Raw genomic sequence first — 25015 nt, forward strand, 5'->3', positions numbered from 1 at the left:
GGGCACGGGGAGGCGGCACGCATGACGTCGTCGGCACCCCCTCCGCACGGCCAGGTCACCCGGTCCGACGTCGCCCGGTACGCCGGTGTCTCGACGGCCGTCGTCAGCTACGTCGTGAACGCCGGTCCCCGGCCGGTCGCCGAGGCCACGGCGACGCGGGTGCGAGAGGCGATCCGGGTCCTGGGGTACCGCCCCAACGCGAGCGCCCGGGCTCTGCGCACCGGCTCGACCCGCATGCTCGGTCTGGTCGTACCCGAGATCGGCAACCCGTTGTTCGCCGAGCTCGCCGTCGCCGTCGAGCAGACCGCCGCCCGGCTCGGGTATGCGGTGCTGCTCGTCAACAGCGAGAGCGACCCGCGCCTCGAACGACATCTGATCCAGTCGCTCGTGGCGCGGCAGGTCGACGGCATCATGCTCAGCACCGTCCAGTACGGGTCGGCCGTCGTCGACCTCTCGTCCCTCGCGGTGCCCGCCGTGCTGCTCAACACGTTCGAGGGCCGGCAGGGTGTCGAGACGGTGGGCGTCGACGCCCGCGCCGGGGCGAGAGCCGGAGTCGAGCACCTGATCGGGCACGGCCACGACCGCGTCGCCCTGATCATCGGCGACTCCGGCGAAGGCGTCGAGGCCCGAGAGCAGGGCTGGCTCGACGCCACCCGGGCGGGCGGGCTGGACGACGGCCCTCTCGTGCGTACGTCGTTCACCCGGCGAGGCGGTTACGACGCGGCCACGAGGCTCTTCTCCGGCCCTCGGCCCCCGTCGGCGCTGTTCGCCAGCTCGGACCTCCAGGCCGTCGGCGCGCTCCGCGCCCTCGACGAACTCGGCCTCCGAGTGCCCGACGACGTCGCCGTCGTCTGCTTCGACGGCACGGACGCAGCCGACTTCGCCACCCCCCAGCTCTCGACCGTCCGTCAACCGGTCGAACGGATGGCCGACGAGGCCGTCCTCCGCCTGGTCACCCCCCGCGAGGGCGGGCCCCCGCGCCACTCCTCGTTCGTCCCCGAGCTGCGCACCGGCCGATCGTGCGGCTGCCCGGCCCGACCCCTCGACGCCTGACCTGCGCCGGCCGCCGCGCGGCTGCGCATCGCACCACCGGCCGAGCGGCGGCAGGGGGGGGGCACGAGGTGCCGAGCAGGAGGCGCAGGGCGGCTACGCGACCCGGCTCGCGCCTCCTGCGTCCCCGGTCCGTCGGCAGGGCGGGGCGGCCGGTCAGGCGAGCAGCTGCTCGCTGAGCGCCCACAGGCGGTCGGACTGCTCGGGGTCGAGGGCGTAGTCCTTGACGCCGCGACCCCGGGCGTCCTCGCGGAACGGCTCGGCCTCGGCGACGTCCTCGAAGTAGTGGGCCCCGACCCCCTCGACGAGCGGGTGGACGGCCACGAAGACCGACGTCGCGGCCCCCTGCTGGGTGGACTTGAAGGCCGGGTTGGGGGTGCCGTCCTCGTCGATCCAGCCACGGTCGAGCATCTCCTGCTTGGGCAGGTGGCGCTGCAGCGGCGTCAGGATGCCGCCCGGGTGCACGGCGTTCGCCAGCACGCCATCGTCGGCCCACCGCTGCGTGACGCCGACGGCGAAGAGCGCGTTCGCCGTCTTGGACTGCCCGTACGCCGACCACGGGTCGTACTCGCGACGCTCGAACATCACGTCGTCGAACACGACCGGCGAGAAGTGGTGTCCGGTCGAGCTGAGCGACACGACTCGCGACGGGGTGCCCGAGACCTGTGCGCCCTCGACCAGGGCGTCGCGGAGCGCGTTCGCGAGGGCGAAGTGACCGAGGTGGTTGTTGCTGAACTGCAGCTCCCAGCCCTCGGGGGTGCGGGTCTCGGGCGTGGCCATGATGCCCGCGTTGTCGATCAGCACGTCGAGCGGGCCCTGCCACGCGTCGGCGAAGGCCTGCAGGGTGTCGCGCTTCTCGAGGTCGAGGATCGCGGCGCGCACGGTGCCCTGGGCGGCGCCGGTGCCGGCGCCGGTGCCGGCCGCCTGGCTCGTGGCCGTGCTGGCGCGGATGTCGGCGACGGCCTGCTCGCCCTGCTCGGGGCGGCGCACGGCCAGGGTCACGTCGGCCCCGGCGGCGACGAGGGAGCGGGCGGTCTCGATGCCGATCCCGGACGCCGCGCCGGTCACGACGATGCGCCTGCCGGTCAGGTCGAGGCCGTCGACGACCTCGTTCGCGGTGGTGGCGGCACGGAAGGGGGTGGTGATGCGAGTCATGCGGTCGACGGTACGCCCGAGGCCGGTGGCAGCCGTCCGGGCGGGCGGATCGCGACCGGCACCGCGCCTCCCGGGTGCGTAAATCGCGACCGGCACCGCGCCTCCCGGATGCGCAAATCGCGACCGGCACCGCGCCTCCCGGCGTGCCGAACCCGACCAGCGCCGCACGACACGCCGCTCGATCGACCGCGAAAGCGTCCTCGGCGACCCCAGTCGTCGCGAATTGCACACCCGGGCGGGGCGCCGGCGCACACCCGGGCGGGGCGCACACAGGGTGGGGGCGGGGCGGACTCAGGCGGCGCGGCGGGCCCGTCGCGTCCGGACGAGCGCCGCGGCGTAGAGCACGGCCGCCACCCAGTGGCCGACGAGGCCGGCCCAGAGCACGACGAGGCCGATCGTGCGACCGACGGCACCGGCGTCGGCGAGCGGGGTGGACGCCGCGCTCGACGACCCGCCGAACTGGTCCACGACCGCCGACGCGACCAGCACGAGCAGCAGCCCGACGAAGATCAGCGCCGTCCGGATCTTGCCGACCCACGTCACCGGGAACGACGCCCCGGCCAGCACGAACAGGGCGTAGGCGCTGAGCAGCAGGTCGGGCACGAGCAGCAACGGCAGCACCGGCCAGGGCACGAGCCCCCCGGCGACGAAGGCGATGACGACCACGATCACGGTGACGCGGTCGGCCACCGGATCGAGCCACTTGCCGAGCTCGGAGGTCGTGTTCGTCCGGCGGGCGATGAACCCGTCGAGGAAGTCGGTGACGAAGACGACCGCGATGACGACCATCGCCGACCAGTAGTGCTGCCCCACGATCAGCACCAGGAACACCGGCAGCAGCAGCAGACGGGCCGCCGAGATGGCGTTCGGCACGGTGCGCCACTCGTCCTGACGGAACAGCTTGTCGACGAGCGTCACGAGGCCCCCTCTGCACGGTCGCGCGGACTGTCGGTGCGGTCGCACCGATCACACCCGAGGAGGCGCGGCTCGAGCCCCCGAGATCGTCTCGAGTCTACGGGTGCCCTGATCCCGGCCCGAGAACACCGTGGTCAGGCGGTGCCGTAGACCGCGTCGGGCAGCTCGCGCGTGAAGATCTCGGCGGTCTTCGGGCCGACGCCCTTGAGGTCGGTGAGGCGGCGGGTCAGCTCGGTCCGGTCGGCCGACGACCGCACGAGGTGGTTCACCGACCCCCAGTCGGCGTCGACGCGGCCCATGACCTCGTGCAGTTCGTCGCTCATCACGTGGTCGATGCGGGCGTAGCCGGCCTCGTCGAGCAGCCGCCGCAGCCCCTCGTGGTCACGCTCGGCGAAGCGGGCGGGGCTGGTCAGCCCGTGGTCGATCAGCACCTGGTAGGTGTCGGCGGCGACGCCCTGCTGCACGGGCCGGCCGAACAGCACGCTCGCGAGCAACCAGCGGTACAGCTGCTGCGGCGCCCCCTCGCTCACGTCGATCCCGAGGTCGGACGGGTGCTTCACGTCGCTCATGCCGTCCTGTCTACGCCCGGTGCGCGGCGCGGGTGACGCGACCCGCGCCTCCTCGGCTCGCCCCGGGCGCCGGATACCGCCCGGACCGGCCCCACGACGACGAACCCCGTTCCGTGCGAGGAACCACGATGGAACGTGGTTCGTCGCACGGAACGGGGTCCGCGGCGCGGGCGACCGACTAGCGGTCGGCGTGCTGCAGCGTCGGGTAGTCGGTGTAGCCCTCGGCGCCGGCCGCGTAGAACGTGGCGGGGTTCGGCTCGTTGACCTCGTGGTCGCCCTGCCAGCGCTCGACGAGGTCGGGGTTGGCGATGGCGAACCGACCGACGGCGACGGCGTCGGCCTGGCTGTCCGCGACCTCGGCGATCGCCTCGTCGCGCGTCGTGATCTGACCGAAGCCGCTGTTGGCGATGAAGGCGCCGCCGAAGCGCGTGCGGAGGTCCTGCACGAGCTCGCCGCGCAGGTCGGCCTGCAGCACGCTGAGGTAGGCGAGGCCGAGCGGGGCGAGGCCCTCGACGAGCGCACGGTAGACGGCGGTCACGTCGGCGACGTCGGTCTCGACGACGTCCTGGATGTTGTGCATGGGCGACAGACGGATGCCGACGCGGCCGGCACCGATGGCCTCGGCCACGGCGGTCGCGGTCTCGATCGCGAGACGGGCGCGGTTCTCGGGGGTTCCGCCGTACTCGTCGGTGCGGACGTTCGACACGGGCGAGAGGAACTCGTGCAGCAGGTAGCCGTTGGCGCTGTGGATCTCGACGCCGTCGAGCCCGGCCTCGAGCACGGCACGCTTCGACGCGGCGACGATGTCGGCCGTGACCTGGTGCACCTCGTCGGTGGTGAGGGCGTGCGGCACGGGGAAGTCGACCTTGCCGGCGGCGGTGTGCACCTGGCCGTCGATGGCGACGGCGCTGGGGGCGACGATGCGGTCGGTGCGGGTGATGTCGGTGTGCGAGACGCGACCGCCGTGCATGACCTGCATGACGATGGTACCGCCCTCGGCGTGGACGGCGTCGGCGACGCGCTTCCAGCCGGCCACCTGCTCGTCGGTGACGATGCCGGGCTGGCCGTCGTAGGCCTTGGACTCCTGCGAGGGCCAGGTGCCCTCGGTCGTGATCAGACCGAAGGAGGCGCGCTGACGGTAGTGCTCCACCACGACGTCGCCCGGAACGCCGTCGTCGCCGGAGCGGAGACGGGTGAGGGGTGCCATGACGACGCGGTTGCGCAGCTCGAGCTGGCCGAAGGTGGCGGGAGAGAAGAGGTCCAAGGGTGGTCCTTCCGAACGGTGGGGCGCCCTCGGGCGGGGGCACTCGTGAGGCAACCCGGCGGTTGCACGCTGCATTCCCCGGGGTCTCGCGCGGCCGAGGCTCGCCGCGAGCAGGGCGGCGAGCGCGGCCACGGTCAGAGCCGCACCGTATCCTGCCGGCGCCCCGGATCGACACCGGTCTCGCGCTCGTCGCCGTCGGCACGGCGCTGAGGGAGCGTCCTGGAACCAAGATTCAGATATCGCCGTCGCCACAGGAAGTAAGAGCCCGACAGGCCTAACTCGATTGAACTCTGCATATCAGATAGCACCTGACCGGAGCAAGAACCTCTCGGCCGATTGAGCCGCACCCATACCAACTGTCATCCTCGGACTGCGCATTCGCGCCAGGGCAAAACAATGAGGAGATCACGATGATGTCAACCTTCATTCGACAGAAGCGATCGGCGCGGGCGGGCGTTGTTGCCCTCACCGCGGCGCTCTGCGCCGTCGGCACACTGCTCATTGCAGGCCCCGCACACGCCGACACACCAACAACCGACGATGACAGCATCCTGCAGACCATCGCTGCCGTCGCACCCGACGCGCTCCAGAACATCGAACCCGTCTCCAGCAGTGAGGTCCAGGTGCCGGACGACCCAACCAGCCTGATCAGCGTTCCCGTCGACACCCCCGCCTCCCTAGCAGGGGCCGTCCAGATCGGGGTCCCCTTCGCCGACGACGCGGACACCGCCGACACGGCCGCGCCCGGCGTGCAGGTGTACGACAATAACAACGACTCCGCGACCGTCCCCATCACCCACGACGACGGCTCCGTGCAGATCCTCACAGTCATCGACACCGCCGACGCCCCCACCCGGTACGACTACTCCCTCACGGTGCCCACTGGCGCATCCGCGGAACATGCCGACGGAGCCGTCATCATCACCGACGTTGCAACCCAGGATTTCATCGCTGGGATCGCACCCGCCTGGGCCAAAGACGCCACCGGAGCTCCCGTGCCCACCCACTACGAGCTCCACGGCACCACCCTCAGCCAAGTCATCGAGCACACCCCCGCCACCGCGTTCCCCGTCACCGCAGATCCGTGGATCGGGACGAACCTGTTCAGCAGCATCCGCACCAGCAGCGAGCGAGGCCAGCCCCGGTATCTTCTTACGAGAAGCGCGTGGGGGGTCGCCGTCAGCACTGGCTTGGCCCAGGGCGGCGGGATCGCTGGCACTGCCGCTGGACAGCAGATCATGCTGGGTGCCGGATGGGCAGAAGCGACCTCCCGGAACAGTGGGCTTAAGAGCAAGGCGTCACTGCACCAGCAGTACGATTGTCACGTTTTCTACGCTTTCGCCAAGCCCGACTCCTGGAACCTTGAGAAGTTCCGCCCCAACAACAGCGGCTGGGGACGCAACCCCCTGACCCATAAGTGCAACTGGTAGAAGCCACGATGATCACGCCTTGCAAGACTGCAGCCATCGCCATCCTCACATCATCACTGGCGTTGTTGGTCAGCTTCGCTGCCCTCCTTTACCAGGGCGGCATCATCGCGGATGAAACCGGCGGTGTCGGGCACCTCTACCCCGTCGAACAAGCCATCGGCTGGGTCGGAACAATTGGGACGATCACCGCTATCGCGCTGTTCGTCATCGACACCATCCGCCATTCACGCCGCACTCAGCAGCATCGCGTCCAGCCACCCACCGGCAGTGCATAGGTCGCAATCGACGATTATGTAGCGGCAGGGAGGCAGCACGCCCATGGGCACCCTGATAGAGGGGACCAGCCCGTTCGACACAGACCGGCCCCCAGGGCGCCATTCTGCGCCGCGGCGGACTAGGGCAGGCGGGCACGGATGCGTCAGGTCACTTCTGGTTCACTGACGGCGACGCACCTCGAATCACGACGCCCCCCACTGCTCCACGTTCTTCTTAGCAGTGACGCTCGAGCGCGGCGTGGCCACGAAGAGCTGGGGCTAAGAGAAAGACACATCATGGACATGTTCTGGTGGAACGTCGTCGGGATCGGAGCACCCGTGCTCGTCATCGGTGCCATCACCGCGACCGTTCTCGGACTCCGTTCCTACAACAGACGACACACGCACCACTCCGACCTGTAGCCCAAGGAGCCTGATGCCTCGTCCTCTCCGGACGCACGGCGTCGAGCAGGGCGCCGTCGCCGGCGGCCAGCATGACGAGCTTCCCGGTCGCGGCCGGTTTCTTCGTGCCGAGCATCATCGCCTCGACGAGCCGGAGCCCGTGCTCGTCGGCCGTCCGGACGACTCGGGCCGTGTCGGCCTCACCGATGGTGCTGGCCTGCACCCAGACGGCGTCGGGGCCCGTGGCGTCGGCCGCGTAGTCCAAGACCTCGAGCACGGCGTCGCCGTCGAACAGCACGGTCACGACGACGTCGGCGCCCGCGACCGCTTGCCGCGCGGTGTCGACCACCACGGCGCCGGCGCCGGCGAGCGGTTCGGCCTTCGACCTCGTGCGGTTCCAGACCGTGACGTCGAACCCCTCACGCAGCAGTGTCCCCGCCACACCCTGACCCATGATGCCCGTCCCGAGCACTGCGACCTTCATGGTCCCGACGCTACGCCCGGGGCGGTCGAGCAGCCCGGCCCGTGGACCAGCCCGGCAGGTCGCTCAGCCGACGACTCGACTCAGTCGAGCGGGTCGGGCCCCAGGGGGTCGGGTCGCATCGCCCGACGCATCCGCGCGACGACCGAGGGGGCGGGCGGATCGTTGTACGAGCCTGCCTCGACCTGCCCGCTGAGCCGCTGGATCGCGGCCATGACCTCGTCGGTCGCGTGACGGCGAGCGCGACCCGACTTCGCCTCGCCGTGGCGGGAGAGGTCGATCGGCTCGCCGAACTCGACGGTGAACCTCCGGAGGCGCGGGAGGCGCGAGCCCACCGGCTGCAGCTCCTGGGTCCCCGTCAGGGCCACCGGCACGACCGGCGCTCCGCTCGTCAGAGCGAGCCAGGCGACTCCGGTCCGCCCCCGGTACAGCCGACCGTCGAGCGAGCGCGTCCCCTCGGGGTAGATCGCGAACGCGTCCCCGGCGGTGAGCTTGCCGAGCCCGAGGTCGAGGGCGTGCTGGGCGGCGGACCCGGCGCCGCGCTCGACGCCGATCGCACCGATGCCGGTGAAGAACGCGCGCGACGCCCTGCCCGTGACGCCCGTCCCGGTGAAGTACGCGTTCTTCGCCAGGAACGAGACCCGACGGGGTGCCATCAGGGTGATCACGACGCTGTCCATGAACGAGAGGTGGTTGCTGGCCAGGATGACCGCACCGCGCCGCGGGACGTTGCGTCGACCGATCACCCGGGGACGCCAGACCACGCGCACGAGGGGTGACAGGACCGAACGGCTGAGGGTTGTGAGCACGTTCCACTGTGCCCGACGGCACATTCCCCGGGGGGCATGGCTCGCCCGGCGACCTCACCCGGGTCTCGTCGACACCCACCCGCACCACCCGATTCGGGGAACAGCGGATGTCCCCCTCGTGGCGGATTGCCGCGGACCGTCGCGAGCCCTATCGTCGGAGTCCGACAGAAACAGGACGCCCGTCCGGTTCACGATCCCCCGACCGAGACCTCGTCGAGGGTACGGCCCGACACGCGGAACGGACGTCGCGAGGCCACGTCGGCCCAGCCCACCCATGACGGCGACCCCGACGACAGGAGAGGAACGCCGTGGAGGACGAGACCGTGACCGGCCGCGCGTCGCGCCTACCGATCGTCTTCAGCGGAGCCGCGTTGATCTACACCTACTTCACCGTCGCCAGCATCGTCGGCGCCGGCACCTCGGTCGGCGTCGGTCTCACCGCGACCGTCGTGGCGACCGGCCTGTACGTGCTGTCGGCGATCGTCTGGCTCGCGCTCGTCGTCGTGGCCGTCTCGTCGGTCCGCCGGACGCGACGAGGCGCTGCCCTCGACCAGACGAGCATGCGCGTCATCGGTCTGGCCCCTCCGGCGGGCGGTGCCGTCTTGCTCGCCGCGGCCTACGTCGCCCGCATGAACGGGCAGCCGTTCCTCGGTGGGTTCGAGGCCATGGTGATCACGACGATCGCGCTGGTCGTCCTGTCGCAGGCCTTCCCGGCGCTCGGCTTCGGCCCGGCAGCCCCGGGTCAGCGCCAGTCCTCGGGAGGCGGCGGCGCGTCGTCGTAAGGGTCGAACGGGGCGTCGGACGGCAGGTCGTAGAGATCGTCGGAGGGCACCTCGGGGATCTCGTCGACCGCGGGCGGAGCGGCGGATCGAGCACGACGAGCCGCTGCCGGGGCGACACCGGCCGTCCGGGCCGCGCGTGCCGCCGTCGGGCTGGCCGGGCGGGCCGCGGTGTCGCCCCCGTCGGCCGGTGACTTCGCCGCGTCCGGACCGGCGGCCGCCGCGTCGGCCGGAGCCGTGCCGCCCACGACGGCGAGCACCTGCTGACCGTACGTGTCGAGCTTCTTCTGACCGATGCCGCTGATGCCCGCGAGGTCGTCGAGCGAGGTGGGACGCGTGGACGCGATGCCGCGCAGGGTGACGTCGCCGAAGACGACGTAGGCCGGGACGCCCTGCGCTCGGGCGACACCCGCACGCCACTCGCGCAGGGTCTCGAACAAGGCGGCGTCGTCGCCCGTCAGCTCGGCGGCACCTCGCGACGAGCCGCGGCCCGACGAACCCGGCCCGCCCCGCAGGCGGGCGGAGCGCACCGGACGTTCGGGCTCGCGCCGCAGCCGGACGGTGCGGCTGCCCGAGAGCACCTCGCCCGCCGCGTCGGTGAGCAGCAGCGTGCCGTACCCGTCGGGTGAGACCGCCAACAGCCCCTGGGCGAGCAGCTGCCGCACGACGCCCCGCCACTCGACGTCGCCGAACTCGGTGCCGATGCCGAAGGTCGACAACTGTTCGTGGCGGTTCTGGACGATCTTGGGGGTGGACTTGCCGGTCAGGATGTCGACGATCTGCCCCGCGCCGAACTGCTGGTTGCGCTCGCGCTTGAGCCGGACGACGGTCGACAGCAGCTTCTGCGCCGCCACCGTGCCGTCGATCGATTCGGGCGGAGTGAGGCAGGTGTCGCAGTTGCCGCAGGCGGTGCTCGCCTGCCCGAAGTAGCCGAGCAGCTGCACGCGACGGCATTCGACGGTCTCGCAGAGCGCGAGCATCGCGTCGAGGTGGGCACCGAGCTTGCGGCGGTGTTCGGCGTCACCCTCGGACTGGTCGATCATGCGCCGCTGCTGCACGACGTCTTGCAGCCCGTAGGCCAGCCACGCCGTCGAGGGCAGACCGTCACGCCCGGCACGCCCGGTCTCTTGGTAGTAGCCCTCGACCGACTTGGGCAGGTCGAGGTGGGCGACGAAACGGACGTCGGGCTTGTCGATACCCATGCCGAACGCGATGGTGGCCACCATGACGATGCCCTCGTCACGGAGGAACCGCGCCTGGTTGCGCGCGCGGGTCTGCGCGTCGAGACCCGCGTGGTACGGCAGGGCCGGGATGCCCTGCTTGACCAGGAACTCGGCCGTGCTCTCGACCGACTTGCGCGACAGGCAGTAGACGATGCCCGCGTCCCCGTCGTGCTCGGTGCGGATGAACCGCAGCAGCTGCTGCTGCGGGCCGTCTTTCGCCTCGATGCGGTACTGGATGTTCGGCCGGTCGAAGTCGGCGACGAAGTGCTTCGCGTCGTCGAGCTCGAGGCGCCGCGAGATCTCGCGATGAGTGGTCTCGGTGGCCGTCGCCGTGAGCGCGATGCGCGGCACGTCGGGCCAGCGCTCGTGCAGGACCGACAGCTCGAGGTAGTCAGGGCGGAAGTCGTGACCCCACTGGGCCACGCAGTGCGCCTCGTCGATGGCGAACAACGAGACGTGACCCCGGTCGAGCAACGACTTGGTGGACTCGAGCTTGAGCCGCTCGGGCGCGAGGTAGAGCATGTCGAGTTCGCCCGCCACGAACGCCTGCTCGACCGCACGACGACGGTCGGCGTCTTGTGTCGAGTTCAGGAACGCCGCGCGCACGCCGACGGCCTCGAGGGCGTCGACCTGGTCTTGCATCAGAGCGATCAGCGGCGAGACGACGATGCCCGTGCCGTCGCGCACGAGGGCGGGCACCTGGTAGCAGAGCGACTTGCCGCCGCCCGTGGGCATGAGCACGAGGGCGTCACCGCCGTGCACCACCTGGTCGATGATCTGCGCCTGCTGGCCGCGGAACCGGTCGTAGCCGAACACCCGGTGCAGCACGTCGAGGGCGGCGGTGGGGGCGTCGGGGGCCAGGGCGGGCGAGGCGGTGGGGGTCACGCGACGAGTCTACGAGCGGCCGACGACGCGGTCAGCCGACCCGCGCCTCCTGGGGACGGCCGTCGGCCGGAGGCGCGCTGGGGACGAGCGGAACGCCCCGCGTCGTGACGAGACCGGAGCGCCGGGCCGCCCGCAGCACGAGCCACACGTAGAGCGGCGTCGAGACCACCGTCACCGCGAGGGCGAGGGGGCTGCCGTCGCTCGACTCGACACCCGCGAAGGGCGCCGACAGCAGGAAGAGCACGGTGTTGTTGAGCACGTGCGCGACGATGGCCGCCTCGAGCCCGCCCGTACGCCAGGTCAGGTAGGCGGCCGCCACCCCGAACACGGCGACGTCGAGCATGCCCCACGCGTTGTAGTCGTGCCCGAACGCGAACCCCACCGTGGGAAGCACGATGGCCGCGATCGGGTAGCGCAGCCACGAACCGATCGTCTGCATGGCCAGGCCACGGAACGCGTACTCCTCGGCCGTCGCCTGGAACGGCGTGACCACGAGGATGACGACGACCGCCCAGACGAGGGTGTCCGCCGGCGTGGTGACCGGCCCGCTGCCGATCGGTTCACCCGTGAGCGGGGGCACCACGACGTAGCTGAGCCCGACCGTCAGGGCCATGAAGGCGAGCCCCGGCACGACGCACCGCACGAGCCACCGCCACCGCAGCCGCCCCGCGACGCTCGAGAGGCCGCCGACCGCACCGGGGCCGACGATCAGGGCGCCCAGCATGATCGCCGGCAGCATGACCGCGATCGAGGCGAGGGTCGTGAGGAGCACGAGCGGGTCGGCGGCCGCCAGCGCGTCGCCCTCGATGCCGCGCTGCAGTCGTTGGGCGGCTGCGGTGCCGCCGACGGCCGTGGTCGCCCCGAGGATGCCCACGTAGACCACGATCGACGCGAGCAGGTACGTGACCACCGCCACGACGGCCGCGAGCAGCGGTTTCCACCACCGGTACGAGGGAAGTGAGCGGAACAGGCGGTGGTAGGCGAACGTCGTCACGCGACGAGCGTACGGGAGCCCCGGCCGGGCTCGGCCTCCCGGCCCGGGGTCGCACCACGAACTGGACGTCGCACCACGAGGTTCCGTGGTGCGACGTCCAGACGGTGGTGCGAGGGTGCCCTCCGAGGATCAGGCCTCGGGGGAGGTCGCGGTCGCGCGGAGCCGGCGACGGCGGGCGACGACGAGCGCCGAGCCTCCGGCCAGCATCAGGGCGAGCGCGGCGAGGGCGGCGAGGCCCAGGCCGTCCTGGCCGGTGAAGGCCAACGAGCCGTCGGCGTTGCGGACCGTGCCGACGGGCGTGCTGCCCGAACCCGACGCGGGGGTGGTGCCGGGCACCGTTCCACCGGGCACCGTGCCGCCCGGGGCGGTGACCGGGGGCGTGGTGCCCGGGTCGGTCGGCGTGACGACCACGGGAGCGGCCGCGGCGGCGAAGACGACCGGGACGGATGCCGTGGTGCCCGTGCCGTCGACCGTGAGCAGGACCGATCGGGTGACGGGCCCGGCGACGGGGGCGGTGATGCCCTCGGGGACGACGAAGCTCACGGTGGCGCGACCCTGTTCGTCCGAGTTGTCGATGATCGTCTCGTCGATGGGTGCCGAGACGAGCTCGACACCGTCGAGAGTCGCGGTCACGGTGCCCGACGCGTCCGCGGCGGCCTGCTGCAGGACGAGCGACGACAAGGTCATCGACACGGTGTCACCGGCGACGAATCCACCGACGGGCGAAGCCGTCAGCCCCGAGACGCCGACCGAACGCGACGCGAAGTCGGGGTCGGAGGGATCGTCGGCCTGCGTGTCGAAGTACTCGAGCTGGCTCTGCAGGTCGACCTTGCCGCTGTCGGCGTGGGCACGACCGTTGGCGAACGCGGCGAAGCCGTCGCCGCCCGAGGCGAGGAACGAGTTGACGGTCACCTTGTAGACGGTCGCGTCGTCGAGCGCCGCACCGCCCAGCGAGACGGTCGCGATGCGCGAGCCGGCCGACGCGGCGGGGTCGTAGGTGTAGGTCAGCCCCGCGGACGTGCCGAGCTTCAGGGTGCTGTTGCGCGCGGCGGTCGGCCACTGCTGCTCGAGCACCTGACGGATCTCGGCGCCGGTCATGTCGACCACGACCAGCGTGTTGGCGAAGGGCTGCACGGCCGCGGCGGCCTTGTAGGTCACGTCGCCGTCCGGTGCGACGAAGGGCAGGTCGTCCCGCAGTCCGCCGGGGTTCATCAAGGCGAGCTGGGCACCGTTCGCCGTCGTCGACGCCAGCTGGATGTCCGCGACGAAGTTGCCGAGCGTCGACTCGCCGGCCCGGTTCGACACGGGCAGCCCGTTGGCGTCCGGGTTGGCGTTGTAGGCGCGGTTGAACGAGTCGCTGATCGAACCGATGACCTCGGCCCCTCGGTCGGCCGCGACGTCGACGGCCTCGGCGACGATGGCCTGGACCGTGGGGTCGGGGGTGAAAGCGTTGTAGAGCGGCACCAGACGGTGCGAGGCGATCGTCACCCGGTCGCGGAAAACGGTGGCGGCGGGGTCGACGGTCATCGTCACCCGGGCGAGGTTCGTCCCGTAGCTGCCCGTCTGCACGACGGCCCGTTGCGGCCCGCCGTCGGACGGCGAGACGAGGTAGTCGTAGCCCTGGTGCGTGTGCCCGGAGAAGATCGCGGACACGTCGCCCGAGACGCCGCGGGCGATCTCGCCGAACGCGTTGTCACCGGTGACGGAGTCCACGCTGCCGGTCTCGGCGCCCTCGTGCAGCAACAGGACGATGGCGTCGGCGGCGTCGGTCGCGACGATGTCGTCGGCGACCGCGTTGACCGAGTCGACGACGGGGGCGAAGGTGAGCCCCTCGATGCCGGCCGGGCTGACGAGCGTCGGCATGGTCTCGGTGAGGGCTCCGATGAACGCGACGCGGACGCCGCCGACCTCTTCGACCACGTACGGCCGGTAGGCGGGCGTGCCGTCGCTCTTCAGGATGTTCGCGTTCACGTACGGGAACTCGCTGTTCGCCTGGACGCGACCGGTGAAGTCGGCCTGGCCCTTGTCGAACTCGTGGTTGCCCGGGGTGCTGACGTCGAGGCCCATGGCGTTGAGGGCGTCGAGGGTGGGCTCGTCGTCCTGGATGAACGAGGTGAAGGTCGAGGCGCCGATGTTGTCGCCGGCCGACACGAAGAGCGTGTTCGCGTTCTCGGCCTCGACGGACTTGACGGCGCCCGCGAGGACGGCGGCACCGGCGATGGACGCACGAGACCCCGGAGGGTCGGCCTCGAGACGACCGTGGAAGTCGTTGATGCCGACGAGGTCGATCGTGATCGGCACGGCCTGGGCCGGTGCGGCGGCGACGAGACCGAGCAACAGGGTGCCGGCTGCGACGGACGCGAGGGCCGCGCCGCGGACTCGCCGCCGGCCTCCCGTCGGGACGGACTCGGATGACGGGGGGCTGGTGCGCATGGGCGTCGTGCTCCTGAGAAGGCGGTTCGGGCGTGACGGCACCCCCCGAGAGGGGCACCTGCACACGACCATAAGTTCTCGCTGGGCACTCGACAAGAGTCCGCCGAAGATCGTCACACGTTGTTTACCGGGCCCGTCGTCGCGGCGTCGACGACCGAGCCTCCTCAGTCGGCGATCAGCCGTTTGCCCATGCCGAACGCGTCGTCGACCGAGTACCCCAGGTGCTCGTAGAACGCCCGTACCCGCTCGTTCCCGGTGCGCACCTGGACGTTGGCCTTGGGGCAGCCCCGCTCGACGAGCAGGCGCTCCACCTCGGCCATGAGCTGCCGCCCGAAGCCCTCGCCCTGTCGACCGGGGTCGACCGCGACGTAGTAGACCCAGCCCCGGTGGCCGTCGTAACCCGCCATGGCGGTGGCGACCAGCGCCTCCTCGTCGTCGACACCGACCAGGAACAGCTCGCGCTGCACCGTCAGCTTGCGTTCGATGTCGCGTCGCGGGTCGTTCCACGGGCGGGTCAGCCCGCAGCGCTCCCAGAGCGCCACGACGGTCTCGGTGTCGGCCTCGTCGAAGGGTCGGATCTGCATCCGCCGAGCCTGCCAGACCCCGAGCCGAGGAGGCGCGGCGCCGGTCGCCACCGCCCCGCACCCCTCAGGGGCCTCGCGTTAGGGTGGGTCGTCGTCCGAGCCGCGGTCGACAGGGAGGGGCCCACCCGTGACCGATGCTCGCCGACGTCTCGCCGTCCTCGGGTCGCCGATCGAGCATTCCCTGTCACCCGTGCTGCACCGCACGGCGTACGAGCACCTCGGGCTGCCCTTCGACTACGACCGCGTCGAGGTGGCCTCGGGCGGGCTCGCCGACTTCGTCGAGGGCCTCGACGCCGGCTGGCGCGGGTTGAGCCTGACGATGCCGCTCAAGCGCGAGGTGCTGCCCCTGCTCGACACGGTCTCGCCGCTCGCCCGGCGCCTCGGCGTCGCGAACACCGTCGTCGTGGACGACGACGGTCGACGCCACGGGCACAACACCGACGTCGACGGCATCGTGCGCGCCGTCGAGGGCTTCCACGAGGCCCGTCCTGCCGCGGCGACCATCCTCGGCGGGGGCGCGACGGCCCTGTCCGCCATGGCCGCCGCATGGGACCTCGGCGCCCGGTCGTTCTCGATCCACCTGCGCAACCCGATGCGGGCCGGCGAACTGACCTCCCTGGCGGCCGACCTGGGCGCCGACGTCATGGTCGCCCCGCTCACCGAACTGCCGTCCCTCGGTCCGCTGGACTTCGTCATCAGCACGCTGCCCGGCGGTGCCGCCGACGACCTGCACCTGCGTCCGGTCAGCGCCTCGTCGGTGCTGCTCGACGTCGCGTACGAGCCCTGGCCGACCCGTGTCGCGTCTCGCTGGTCGGAGGACGGCGGCCTCGCCGTCAACGGGCTCGACATGCTCGTCGAGCAGGCGCTCGGCCAGGTGCGGCTCTTCGCCGGCGGGGCGCAGGACGAGCCGGTGACGGACGAGGGCGTCCTGCGCGACGCGATGCGCGCCTCCGTGGGTTTGACGGCCCGCGGGCGGTCGACGACCGAGAGCGTGGCGGGCTGACGATGGCAACGCCTCTGCCGGTCTCGGTCGGCCGCGTCGTGCTCGGCGGCGGACGACCCGCGGTCTGCGTGCCGCTCGTGGCCCGGACCGCCGACGCGCTGCTCGAGGCCGCCTCGGCTCTGCGCACCGACACGGCCGAACTGGTCGAACTGCGCATCGACTTCGTCGACGCCGCCTTCGCCGCGGCACCCGACCCCGACGAGCCCGCGCGCACCGGCGCCGAGGCGACGGGGACGGCCGACCTCGACCTGGTGGCCGACGTCGTCCGGCGGGTGCGCGGCGCGCTCGACGCCGACCTGCCGCTGCTCTTCACCCTGCGCACCCAACCCGAAGGGGGCGAGCGCGACGTCGCCCCGGCCACCTACGACGCCGTGCTGCGCGCGGCGATGGCCACCGGGCTGCTCGACGCCGTCGACGTCGAGATGTACACCGACCCCGACCTGCTCGGCGGGCTCGTCGACACGGCGCACGAGGCCGGCCTCGTCGTGGTGATGTCGTCGCACGACGTCAGCGGCACCCCCGCGCAGGGCGAGATCGTGTCGCGGCTGCTCGAGCAGCAGGAGAACGGCGCCGACGTGGTCAAGTTCGCCGCGATGCCGGTCGGCACGGACGACGTGCTGACCCTGATGCGGGCGACGGCCGAGTTCCGCGCCGGAGCCGGGATCGTGCCCGCCGTCACCATGTCGATGGGGCCGCTCGGTGTCGTGTCCCGACTCGCGGGCGAAACCTTCGGCTCGTGCCTGACCTTCGGGTCGGTGGGGGCGTCCAGCGCACCCGGCCAGGTGCCCGCGGCCGGACTGCGGGCGGCGCTCGACCTGGTCCACGAGGCACAGCTGGGTTGAGCGCAGGGCTCCGGCAGCCCGACCCTCGCAGCGTCCACCACCGGGAGACGAGCGACGGACGTCGCTCTGCAGGACCACCACGGCGGTCGGGTCCACCGGAGTCCGAACAGGCTAGCGGGCCGTCACGTCGGCCCGGAACCCCCTGGTGCGGTGAACGCCGATTGGACGTCGCGGACGACCGGGTGACAGTCTCGGAGGATGGAATCTCATATCGTCGTCATCATCGGGGTCACCGTGCTGCTGCTCGCGCTGTGGATCTACGCGGCGACGACCATCTTCTCGTCGCGGGGGCTCACCACGGGTGGCAAGACCGCCTGGGCCCTGTTCTCGTTCGTCCTGCCCGTGATCGGGCCGCTCGCCTGGTTGCTGTACGGCAAGGCGGCGGCCGATCGATCAGCGGCCGATTGGACCGGACCGCGCACCTGACGTCACGTCGTCGACCGCCGAGGCGTGCGGGTGCCCCTGGCCGCGCGAGCCGACCGCCGCTCGTGGTCAGGCGGGCCCGGGGTACTGCCGCTCGCCGCCCGTGTCGAACCGCTCGCCCGAGGCGCGCGAGGGCAGCAACGACATGACGAGCAGGGTCAGCCAGCCGAGCACCGGCACCAGGTAGAAGAGCACGTACCAGGCCGTGAAGCCTCCGTCGTGCAGGCGCCGCGACTGCAGCGCGAGGGTCGGCAGGAAGCTCACGACCGACCACAGCACGACGACGACGCCCTGGTGGTCGATGTAGGTCCAATCGCGGTCGTCGCCCCCGGCCCAGGTCGACGTCCCGCCGCTGCCCGTGGCCCAGGCCTGCAGCGCTCCCTGGAACACGAGCGCGATGACGAACCACCACCAGTATTCGCTGCGGCTCGCCCGCCCGTGGAAGGTGGCGTACTTCCGCCAGAACCGCACGACCGCGACCTTCGGCGAGGCGCGGTGGTACGGCTGGTCGAGGGGCACGGGGCCTGCGGCTCCGGTCATGGGGTCTCCTGCGGTGTGGGGTGACGGGCAGCACCATCCTCTCAGCGCGTCCGGCCCGTCGTGGCCGCTCGGTGCGGCCCGTCGGTACTGTGGGGCCCGCCGACCCTCGCGTCGGCACCGTCGCCCACCCGGGGCGACGCAGGACGAAGGAGACCCCATGAGCATCGGCGGCGGAATCGCCTTGATCGTGATCGGCGCGGTCCTCGCGTTCGCTCTCGACTTCCAGGTCGCAGGCATCAACATCCAGCTGATCGGCTACATCCTCATCGCGGCCGGAGTGGTCGTGACCATCATCGGCATCGCCTTCGCGTCGCGTCGACGCTCGACGGTCTCCACGACCCGCAGCGCCGTCGACCCGGCCACGGGCGAGCGCGTCGAGCGTCGCTCGACCGACAGCGACCCGCTGGTCTGACCCGCGGGGTCGCATGCGACCCGTGGACGCAGGAGGCGCGGTGCCGGCTGGCACCGCGCCTCCCGTGCGTCCGGGGTCGGGCGACTAGAGCTGGACGCCGTCCTGTGCGGACGTCGCACGGTGGCGACGACGCAGCACGAGGGCGGCACCGGTGCCCGCGAGCAGCAGCGCGAGCAGCAGGGCGGGCAGCGCGTCGGAACCGGTGAACGCGAGAGGGCCGCGTCCGGAACCCGCCGTACCCGCGCCTCCTGCGCTCGTGCCGTCACCGGGCACCGCGGCGGGCGGCGTCGTCGGTGCCGGGGTGACCGCACCCTCGACGACGGTGACCGTGGCGGCCAGCGTCGCGCCGCTCTGCGTGCCGGTCAGCGTGATCGTGTAGCTGCCGGGCGCGGTGGGGGCGGTCACCGTGTAGGTCGCGACGCCGTCGATCACGTCGGCGATGCCGAGGTCGGTCACCGTGCCGTCGACGTCGAGCGTGCCCGTGACCTGGCGGTCGCCCGCGAGACCGGCGGTGCTGACCGGGAAGTCGGCGCCGGGGGCGACCTCGGTCGGAGCCGAGATCGTCGCGTCGGTGCTGAGGCCGTCGAGGTCGCGGTCGAGCTGCAACGCGTACACGATGGTGAAGAAGTTGTCGGTCTGGTCGATCAGTCCGACGACGTTCGCGGCGCCGGGGCCGTAGCCCGCGACGCGCAGCTGCGTGCCGGTGTGCTGCTGCGAGCCACCGGCCGCGGCCGTACCGTAGGCGATCTTCATCGTGGTGCCGTCGACCGTCGTCAGCGCGGTGCTGAGCGTGGCGGGCGGCGTCGAGTCGACGATCTGGCTGGTGTGGGCGTGGTCCGCCGTGACGATGACCATCGTGTTCCCGTCGGCCTTCGCGAAGGCGAGGGCGGACTGGACGGCCTCGTCGAGGTCGAGCACCTCACCGATCTGACCGCAGGCATCGGCGCTGTGGTCGCGCTTGTCGATCGAGGCACCCTCGACCTGCAGGAAGAAGCCCTGGTCACCCGTGTCGAGCAGGTCGATCGACGTCTCGGTCAGCGATCGCAGCGAGAGGTCGGCGCCCAGGCGGGCCGGGTTCGGCTGGCAGGTCTGCGGGGCCAGGTCGGCTCCACCCACGGTCGCCGTCGTCGCCGCGTAGCGGGTCGGGAAGTTGCCGTCGGTGAAGGTGCCGAGCACGGGCTGTGCCTGGTCGGCGGCCGTCAGGGCGTCGAGGCCGGCGGCGTCACGCACGACCTGGTAGCCGCGGTCCTTCGCCTGTGAGAACAGGGTGTCGCCCTGCCACTGGCCGGCGCGGGCCGACTGGCCGAACGAGGCCGCGCCTCCCCCGAGGGTCAGGTCGGCGCGGGTGCCGATGATCTGCTCGCTGATCGAGCCGAGGCCGCCCTGGTCGAGCGCGTCGGCGCCGCACTGCGTGACGCTGTCCGGGCCGTAGCAGCTGCGGGCGGCGACGTGCGCGGCCTGCACGGCCGGGGTGGCGTCCTGCAGTTCGGCGGTCGACACGTTGCCGGTCTTCTTGCCGTTGGCCTTGGCGATCTCGAGCAGGGTGTCCTGCGGGACGCCGTCGACGTCGACCGAGATGGCGTTGTCGTAGGTCTTCGTGCCGGTGGCCCAGGCCGAGCCGGTCGCGGCGGAGTCGGGCACGTAGTCGGGCTTGCCCTTGTTCGCGCCGTCCTTGTAGACCGAGTACGTCGTGTACTGGCCGGTCAGGGGCAGGGCGTCGATGCCGGGCAGCGTTCCGCCGGCACCGTAGGCGTAGTTGCGCGCCGAGGTGATCTCACTGTCGCCCATGCCGTCACCGATCAGCAGGATGACGTTCTTGGCGGGTCCGGCCTCCACCGAGTCGAGCAGCAGCTGCGTGCTGTCGTCGATGCTGCGTGCCGCGCCGCCGTTCTGGGCGACGTCCGCGGGGGTGGCCGCGAAGGCGGCGACGGGGCTGAGGGCGAGGGCTGCGGCGGCGGCCGTCGCGACGACCCCCGTCGTCAGGGCCGCACGCCGGCGGTTCGGGGTGTTCTTCGACACGGTTCTGCTCCTGTGATCGTGATCGTGATCCGTCGCCCAGCGACGGAGTCGTCGCGGCGCGGGGATCAGCAGACTCCTGCGCGGTGGCCATCGCGTGAACGAGGACGCCCGATCACGTGAACACCCTCGGGCGGGGGTGGTGGACCGTGAGCGGAGTCGCGAGCGAGGCGCGACCGAGGCGCGACCGGGCCCGAGCCGAGTCGAGAGCCGAGCCCCCCGCGTTCAGCCGACCGTCGAGCGCAGCACGGACGACCCGTCGGGACGGCGTCGCACCTCGACGCGGTCGGCGATGCGCTGCTTGAGCTCGTCGACGTGGCTGACGATGCCGATCACGCGGCCCGAGGCGCTCAGCCGACCGAGCTCGCTCATGACGGCGTCGAGGGTGTCGGGATCGAGCGAGCCGAACCCCTCGTCGACGAACAGGGTGCCGAGCTCGAGCCCACCGGCCTCGGCCTGCACGACGTCGGCGAGTCCGAGGGCGAGGCTGAGCGAGGCGTAGAAGGTCTCGCCACCCGAGAAGCTGCCGGGGTCGCGGGTGGTGTCGGTGGTCGCGTCGCGGATGACGAGCGAGAGCCCGGTCTTGCGCGAGCGCGATCCGACCTCGCGTTCGTCGGACGCGGCGAGTTCGTACCGCCCGCTCGACATGACCGACAACCGCACGTTCGCCGCCGCCACGACCTCGTCGAACCGCCGCAGCAGAACGTAGGTGCCGAGCGTCACGCCCTTGACGTTCTCCCCGGTCGAGGCGCTGGCGAGGTTCGCCATGCGCACCACCGCCCGGGCGTGCTCGACGGCGGCGTCGGCCACGGCCGTCACGGCCTCGAGGGCGGTCAAGGCCTGGCGCGACCGCTCGGCCCGGTCGCCGGCGCGCGTCGCCTGGTCGGTGACCTCGTCCAGCTCGGCCTCGACCAGGTCGAGGGCCTCGACGGCCGACTCGACGTCCGCCGCCTCGTCGCCGGTCAGCACGGCCACCTCGGCCTCGGCGAGCCCGGCCGCGACGATCGCCCGTTCGCGTTCGTGGGCCGAGACCCGCGATTCGAGGGCTGCCAGGTCAGCTGCCTCGAGGGCGGCGTCCGCGACCTGGTCGACGTCGTCGAAGCCGCTGCGCTCGAGGGCGGCGGCGAGCTCGGCGCGGCGTCCGACCGCCGCGTCGGCCGCCACCGTGGCGGCGTCGAGAAGGGTCAGGAGGCGCGTGTCGCGGTCGACGCCCTCGCCCACCGTCGCGGCGAGCTCGCCGATCGTCGGGGCGCGGCCGTCGAGCAGTCGCGCGATCTCGGCCTCGTCGTCGAGCAGCGCGCGCCGGTCGGCGGCGATGCGCTCTCGGGTGGTGGCGGCCCGTTCGCGGAGGTCGTCGAGCTCGGCGCGCAGCCGGTCGACCTCGAGGTCGTGCGCCACGAGGCCCGCGTCGGCCGCCGCGAGGGCGACGCGGGCCCGGCCGGCCTCGGCGACGCGCGCGGCCGACCGCGCCCGCTCGGTCTCGACGTCGTCGCGGGTCAGGTCTCCCAGCGCGCGCCGGGCCTCGGCGACGCGTCCCTCGGCGGTCGCGTGGCGGGCGGCGGACTCACGCTGACGTGTCTCGGCCGCCCGTGCCGCCGACGACGCGGCCTCGACCTGGTCGTCGGTGGGGTGTTCGACACCGGGCGACGCCGGCGCCGGGTGCTCTCGCGAGCCGCACACGGGACACGGGTCGCCGAGGACCAGGCCGGCGGCGAGCTGACCCGCCATGCCCTCGATCTGTCGTCGACGCAGGCCCGCCTCGTCGTCGAGGGCCCGGAGGGCCGCCGCCGAGTCGTCGCTCAGTCGCGCGGACGCCGCGTCGACGGCACGGCCGAGGGCGTCGAGGTCGTCGAGGTCACGCAGCCGTGCCCGCGCCTCGGCCGTCGCCTGCTCGGCGGCCGCGAGGTCGGTCGACGCGTCGGCCAGGGCCTGGCGCTCGACGACGAGCGACGCCCGGACGGCGGGAGCCGCGACGAGGCGGTCGTCGAGCTCACGGCGCCGCTCGTCGGCGTCGACGAGGGACCGTTCGGCCGCCTCGAGGGCTGCCCGACGACCGGGCAGGGCTCGTTCGGTCCGGGCCGCCTCGGTCAGCAGGGCGACTTCGGAGAGCCGGGCATCGCGGCGCGCGACGACGTCCGCCCGCCTCAGAGCCTCGTTCGCTCCGACCGCCGCGGCGGCCTCGCCGTCCGAGACGACCCGGCCGGCCTCGTCCAGGCGTTGCACCGCGTCGCGCTCGACCTCGGCCGCTCGCGCGACCGCGGTGAGGGCGTCGGTCACCGTCGCAGCCCGCGTCGCAGCGTCGACGCGCCTGCCGACCGCGGCGATCTCGGCGTCGTTCTCGTGGACGAGTGCCTGCCGCGCGATCAGGTCGGCCCGCCGGTCGAGCGCGACCCGGAGCGCCCGCGCCCGGTCGAGTGACCGTCGCGCGGTGTCTCGGGCCTCGGCCGCGCGCGAGCGTCGAGCCGACGCGTCGGCGGCCTCTGCCTCGAGGGCCCTGAGCACGGTGGCCGCGCGATCCGTCGACAGGGCCTGGTCGAGGGTCTCGGACTCGAGCGCACTGGCCTCGAGGAGTCTCGCCCGGGCCAGCTCGATGTCGCGGTCGGCCGCGTCGACTGCCGCGTTGGCGACCTTGCGCCGCTCGACGAGTTCGGCCGTGGTGCGCTCGTAGATCTCGGTGCCGAACAACGATTGCAGGACTTCTTTTCGCTTCTCGCCGGTCGAGCGGAGGAAGGCGGCGAACTCGCCCTGGGGCAGGACGACAGTCTGCACGAACTGCTGGCGTGTGAGCCCGAGGATGCGCGAGACCTCGGCACCGGCTTCTTGGGTGCTGATCGAGACGATGTCGCCGTCGACGGCGTCGGGTGACGAGAGGCGCCACAGCTTGGCGGTCGCGTTCGCCGGAGTCGTGCCCGTACCGCGCGCCTTGGGTCGCCGGTACGCGGGGGTTCGCCGGATGCGGTGGACCCCCGCGCCGTTCTCGAAGACGAGCTCGACGAAGGGTTCGACCTCGGGCGCGGCGTGGTGGCTCCGCAGCCGGTCGGGCGTCGACGCCGAGCCGGCGAGCCCGCCGTACAGGGCGAACACGATCGCGTCGATGATCGTCGACTTGCCCGAGCCGGTCGGGCCCTCGAGCAGGAAGGTGCCCGAGGCCCCGAGCGCCGCGAAGTCGATGCTGTGCTCGCCCGCGTAGGGCCCGATGGCTCTCAGGGTCAGCCGGTGCAGGTTCATTCGCTCGTCTCGCTCGCCCGGGCGGCCTCGTAGGCGCCGCGCACCACCGCGAGCTCGGCCTCGCTGGGCGCCCCGCCCGAGGCGAAGGCGACGAAGTCGGCCGCGACCTCGATCGGGTCGGATTCTGCCGTGACGGGGGCGAGCGTCGGCGCGTCGAGCGCCCCCACGGGCGTGTGGTGGATCGCGAGGGCATGCGGGAAGTGCTCGGCCACGCGCGTGTACAACCGCTCGGGGTGCACGGGGTCGGTGACGAAGACCCGCAGCCAGGCGTCGCGCAGGGCGTCGTACCGCCCGTCGAGCAGGGCGTCGAGGGTGTCGGTCACCTCGGCGAGTCGACGCGGCACGGGGGCCGGGACGAGGTCGACCGAGACCGAACCGTCGGCGGCCAGCTCGACGATGGTGGACGACTTGACCTGGTTCCGCTCGCCGAACGAGAAGGCCAGCGGCGAGCCCGAGTAGCGCAGGCGACCGGACGGGCCGACGCGTTGGGCGCCGTGGAGGTGCCCGAGGGCGACGTAGTCGACGCCGTCGAACGCGGTCGAGGGCACGGAGTCCACCCCACCCACCCGGATGTCGCGCTCGCTCTCGCTGCGCTCGGCGTGGTCGGCCTCGCGGTCGGACGCGGGCCCGGCCACGACGAACGCGTGAGCCACCACGACCGACCGGGTGCCGGGCCGCCCGGCGAGGTCGTCGCGCACCCGCTGCATCGCCGCCCCGACGACGGCCGCGTGCGACCGCGCCAGCGGCTCGTCGGTGCCCCCGGGCGCCAGCGAGCGCCGGACGCTGTCGGGGTCGAGATAGGGCAGACCGTAGAAGGCGACCGGCCCGTCGGGGTCGTCGACGACGACGGGCTCGTCGAGCAGGTCGACCGACGCTCGCAGGTGCAGGCCCGGGCGCATCAGCTCGGCCGCGAACCCCAGTCGCACGGCGGAGTCGTGGTTGCCCGGCGTGACGATCACCGTGGCGTGCTCGGTCAGCCCCGCGAGGGCACGGCCGAGGAGGCGCACGCTGGGCACCGCGGGGACGGCCCGGTCGTACACGTCGCCGGCGACCACGACGACGTCGATCGCGCGTTCGGACACGAGCCCCACCAGGTGGTCGACGAACGCCTGCTGGTGCTCGTGCAGGTCGACCCCGTGCAGCGTGCGCCCCAGGTGCCAGTCGCTGGTGTGCAGGATGCGCACGGCGCCCCTCTCGTCGGTGTCGCGGTGGGTGTCGCGATCGGTGCGGCACCCGGTCCCGGAGTCGGTGCCCCCGACTGTATCGGGGCCCTCCGACAGAGCCGGCCGCGCCTCCTCGGGTCCGGCACCGCGCCTCCTCGGGT

Annotated in this window: 22 protein-coding genes; 8 read left to right on the top strand and 14 right to left on the bottom strand. The window is 72.4% G+C overall.

The window, feature by feature from the left end; translation table 11 throughout:
• Positions 1–21: 21 nt before the first annotated feature.
• Entirely contained in the window at positions 22–1053 is a 1032-nt protein-coding gene (locus tag EDF50_RS13880) for a LacI family DNA-binding transcriptional regulator (protein ID WP_123520104.1), read from the top strand.
• Between the two features lie 153 nt (positions 1054–1206).
• On the opposite strand, the gene EDF50_RS13885 is transcribed toward EDF50_RS13880, so the two are convergent.
• The 4 genes from EDF50_RS13885 to EDF50_RS13900 all read right to left on the bottom strand — a co-directional run bounded on the left by EDF50_RS13885 (position 1207) and on the right by EDF50_RS13900 (position 4953).
• A complete protein-coding gene (locus EDF50_RS13885; protein WP_123520105.1) occupies positions 1207–2205 on the bottom strand; it encodes an SDR family NAD(P)-dependent oxidoreductase in 999 nt (332 codons plus the stop codon).
• A 291-nt stretch (positions 2206–2496) separates the two neighbouring features.
• Positions 2497–3123: a CDP-alcohol phosphatidyltransferase family protein gene (locus EDF50_RS13890; protein WP_158612731.1), complete on the bottom strand. Its 627-nt coding sequence runs from the start codon at positions 3121–3123 to the stop codon at positions 2497–2499.
• Positions 3124–3254: 131 nt separating this feature from the next.
• Positions 3255–3689: a DNA methylase gene (locus EDF50_RS13895; RefSeq protein ID WP_123520107.1), complete on the bottom strand. Its 435-nt coding sequence runs from the start codon at positions 3687–3689 to the stop codon at positions 3255–3257.
• 178 nt (positions 3690–3867) lie between these two features.
• Positions 3868–4953 carry an alkene reductase gene (locus EDF50_RS13900; RefSeq protein WP_123520108.1) on the bottom strand — a complete coding sequence of 362 codons (1086 nt, stop codon included), beginning with the start codon at positions 4951–4953 and terminating at the stop codon, positions 3868–3870.
• Positions 4954–5363: 410 nt separating this feature from the next.
• Between EDF50_RS13900 and EDF50_RS13905 the strand changes: the two genes are divergently transcribed.
• Together EDF50_RS13905 and EDF50_RS13910 are read left to right on the top strand one after the other, a co-directional pair.
• Positions 5364–6383, top strand: a complete 1020-nt coding sequence (locus tag EDF50_RS13905; protein WP_123520109.1) for a DUF2599 domain-containing protein — start codon at positions 5364–5366, stop codon at positions 6381–6383.
• A gap of 8 nt (positions 6384–6391) precedes the next feature.
• Positions 6392–6658 carry a hypothetical protein gene (locus EDF50_RS13910; protein WP_123520110.1) on the top strand — a complete coding sequence of 89 codons (267 nt, stop codon included), beginning with the start codon at positions 6392–6394 and terminating at the stop codon, positions 6656–6658.
• Positions 6659–6995: 337 nt separating this feature from the next.
• Here the strand turns inward: EDF50_RS13910 and EDF50_RS13915 are convergent, their stop codons facing one another.
• Both EDF50_RS13915 and EDF50_RS13920 read right to left on the bottom strand, forming a co-directional pair.
• Positions 6996–7556, bottom strand: a complete 561-nt coding sequence (locus tag EDF50_RS13915) for an NAD(P)-dependent oxidoreductase (RefSeq protein WP_255410095.1) — start codon at positions 7554–7556, stop codon at positions 6996–6998.
• Positions 7557–7603: 47 nt separating this feature from the next.
• Positions 7604–8353: a 1-acyl-sn-glycerol-3-phosphate acyltransferase gene (locus EDF50_RS13920; RefSeq protein WP_123520112.1), complete on the bottom strand. Its 750-nt coding sequence runs from the start codon at positions 8351–8353 to the stop codon at positions 7604–7606.
• A gap of 284 nt (positions 8354–8637) precedes the next feature.
• Between EDF50_RS13920 and EDF50_RS13925 the strand changes: the two genes are divergently transcribed.
• Positions 8638–9111 (top strand): hypothetical protein, encoded by a 474-nt coding sequence (locus EDF50_RS13925; protein WP_123520113.1) that lies wholly within the window; start codon positions 8638–8640, stop codon positions 9109–9111.
• Here the strand turns inward: EDF50_RS13925 and recQ are convergent.
• The 4 genes from recQ to EDF50_RS13945 form a co-directional block, all read right to left on the bottom strand.
• Positions 9072–11216 carry a DNA helicase RecQ gene (recQ, locus tag EDF50_RS13930; protein ID WP_123520114.1) on the bottom strand — a complete coding sequence of 715 codons (2145 nt, stop codon included), beginning with the start codon at positions 11214–11216 and terminating at the stop codon, positions 9072–9074. The genes EDF50_RS13925 and recQ overlap by 40 nt on opposite strands.
• Positions 11217–11247: 31 nt before the next feature.
• Positions 11248–12210, bottom strand: coding sequence for a CPBP family intramembrane glutamic endopeptidase (locus EDF50_RS13935; protein ID WP_123520115.1), 963 nt, complete (start codon positions 12208–12210; stop codon positions 11248–11250).
• Between the two features lie 129 nt (positions 12211–12339).
• The gene (locus EDF50_RS13940) at positions 12340–14643 is read right to left on the bottom strand and encodes a bifunctional UDP-sugar hydrolase/5'-nucleotidase (RefSeq protein WP_158612733.1); all 2304 of its coding nucleotides are present in this window, start codon (positions 14641–14643) and stop codon (positions 12340–12342) included.
• Positions 14644–14807: 164 nt separating this feature from the next.
• Entirely contained in the window at positions 14808–15227 is a 420-nt protein-coding gene (locus EDF50_RS13945; protein ID WP_123520172.1) for a GNAT family acetyltransferase, read from the bottom strand.
• Positions 15228–15354: 127 nt separating this feature from the next.
• On the opposite strand from EDF50_RS13945, the gene EDF50_RS13950 reads away from it, so the two are divergent.
• The 3 genes from EDF50_RS13950 to EDF50_RS13960 all read left to right on the top strand — a co-directional run bounded on the left by EDF50_RS13950 (position 15355) and on the right by EDF50_RS13960 (position 17498).
• Positions 15355–16230, top strand: a complete 876-nt coding sequence (locus EDF50_RS13950; RefSeq protein ID WP_123520117.1) for a shikimate dehydrogenase — start codon at positions 15355–15357, stop codon at positions 16228–16230.
• A 2-nt stretch (positions 16231–16232) separates the two neighbouring features.
• Positions 16233–17072, top strand: coding sequence for a type I 3-dehydroquinate dehydratase (gene aroD, locus EDF50_RS13955; protein WP_123520118.1), 840 nt, complete (start codon positions 16233–16235; stop codon positions 17070–17072).
• A 198-nt stretch (positions 17073–17270) separates the two neighbouring features.
• Complete coding sequence (locus tag EDF50_RS13960; protein ID WP_123520119.1) at positions 17271–17498, top strand: PLD nuclease N-terminal domain-containing protein; 228 nt, start codon at positions 17271–17273, stop codon at positions 17496–17498.
• A 66-nt stretch (positions 17499–17564) separates the two neighbouring features.
• On the opposite strand, the gene EDF50_RS13965 is transcribed toward EDF50_RS13960, so the two are convergent.
• A complete protein-coding gene (locus EDF50_RS13965; RefSeq protein WP_158612734.1) occupies positions 17565–18035 on the bottom strand; it encodes a DUF805 domain-containing protein in 471 nt (156 codons plus the stop codon).
• A 157-nt stretch (positions 18036–18192) separates the two neighbouring features.
• Here EDF50_RS13965 and EDF50_RS13970 point away from each other — a divergent pair, with 157 nt between their 5' ends.
• Positions 18193–18447, top strand: a complete 255-nt coding sequence (locus EDF50_RS13970; protein ID WP_123520121.1) for a DUF6458 family protein — start codon at positions 18193–18195, stop codon at positions 18445–18447.
• Between the two features lie 84 nt (positions 18448–18531).
• On the opposite strand, the gene phoA is transcribed toward EDF50_RS13970, so the two are convergent.
• The 3 genes from phoA to EDF50_RS13985 form a co-directional block, all read right to left on the bottom strand.
• Positions 18532–20466 (bottom strand): alkaline phosphatase, encoded by a 1935-nt coding sequence (gene phoA / locus EDF50_RS13975; protein ID WP_233570647.1) that lies wholly within the window; start codon positions 20464–20466, stop codon positions 18532–18534.
• Between the two features lie 222 nt (positions 20467–20688).
• On the bottom strand, positions 20689–23691 hold the full coding sequence (locus tag EDF50_RS13980; RefSeq protein WP_123520122.1) for an AAA family ATPase: 3003 nt from the start codon (positions 23689–23691) through the stop codon (positions 20689–20691).
• Positions 23688–24875, bottom strand: a complete 1188-nt coding sequence (locus EDF50_RS13985) for an exonuclease SbcCD subunit D (RefSeq protein WP_123520123.1) — start codon at positions 24873–24875, stop codon at positions 23688–23690. Before EDF50_RS13985 ends, EDF50_RS13980 begins: the two co-directional genes overlap by 4 nt.
• Positions 24876–25015: the final 140 nt, after the last annotated feature.

Source organism: Frigoribacterium sp. PhB24 (assembly GCF_003755185.1).
Lineage (GTDB): Bacteria > Actinomycetota > Actinomycetes > Actinomycetales > Microbacteriaceae > Frigoribacterium.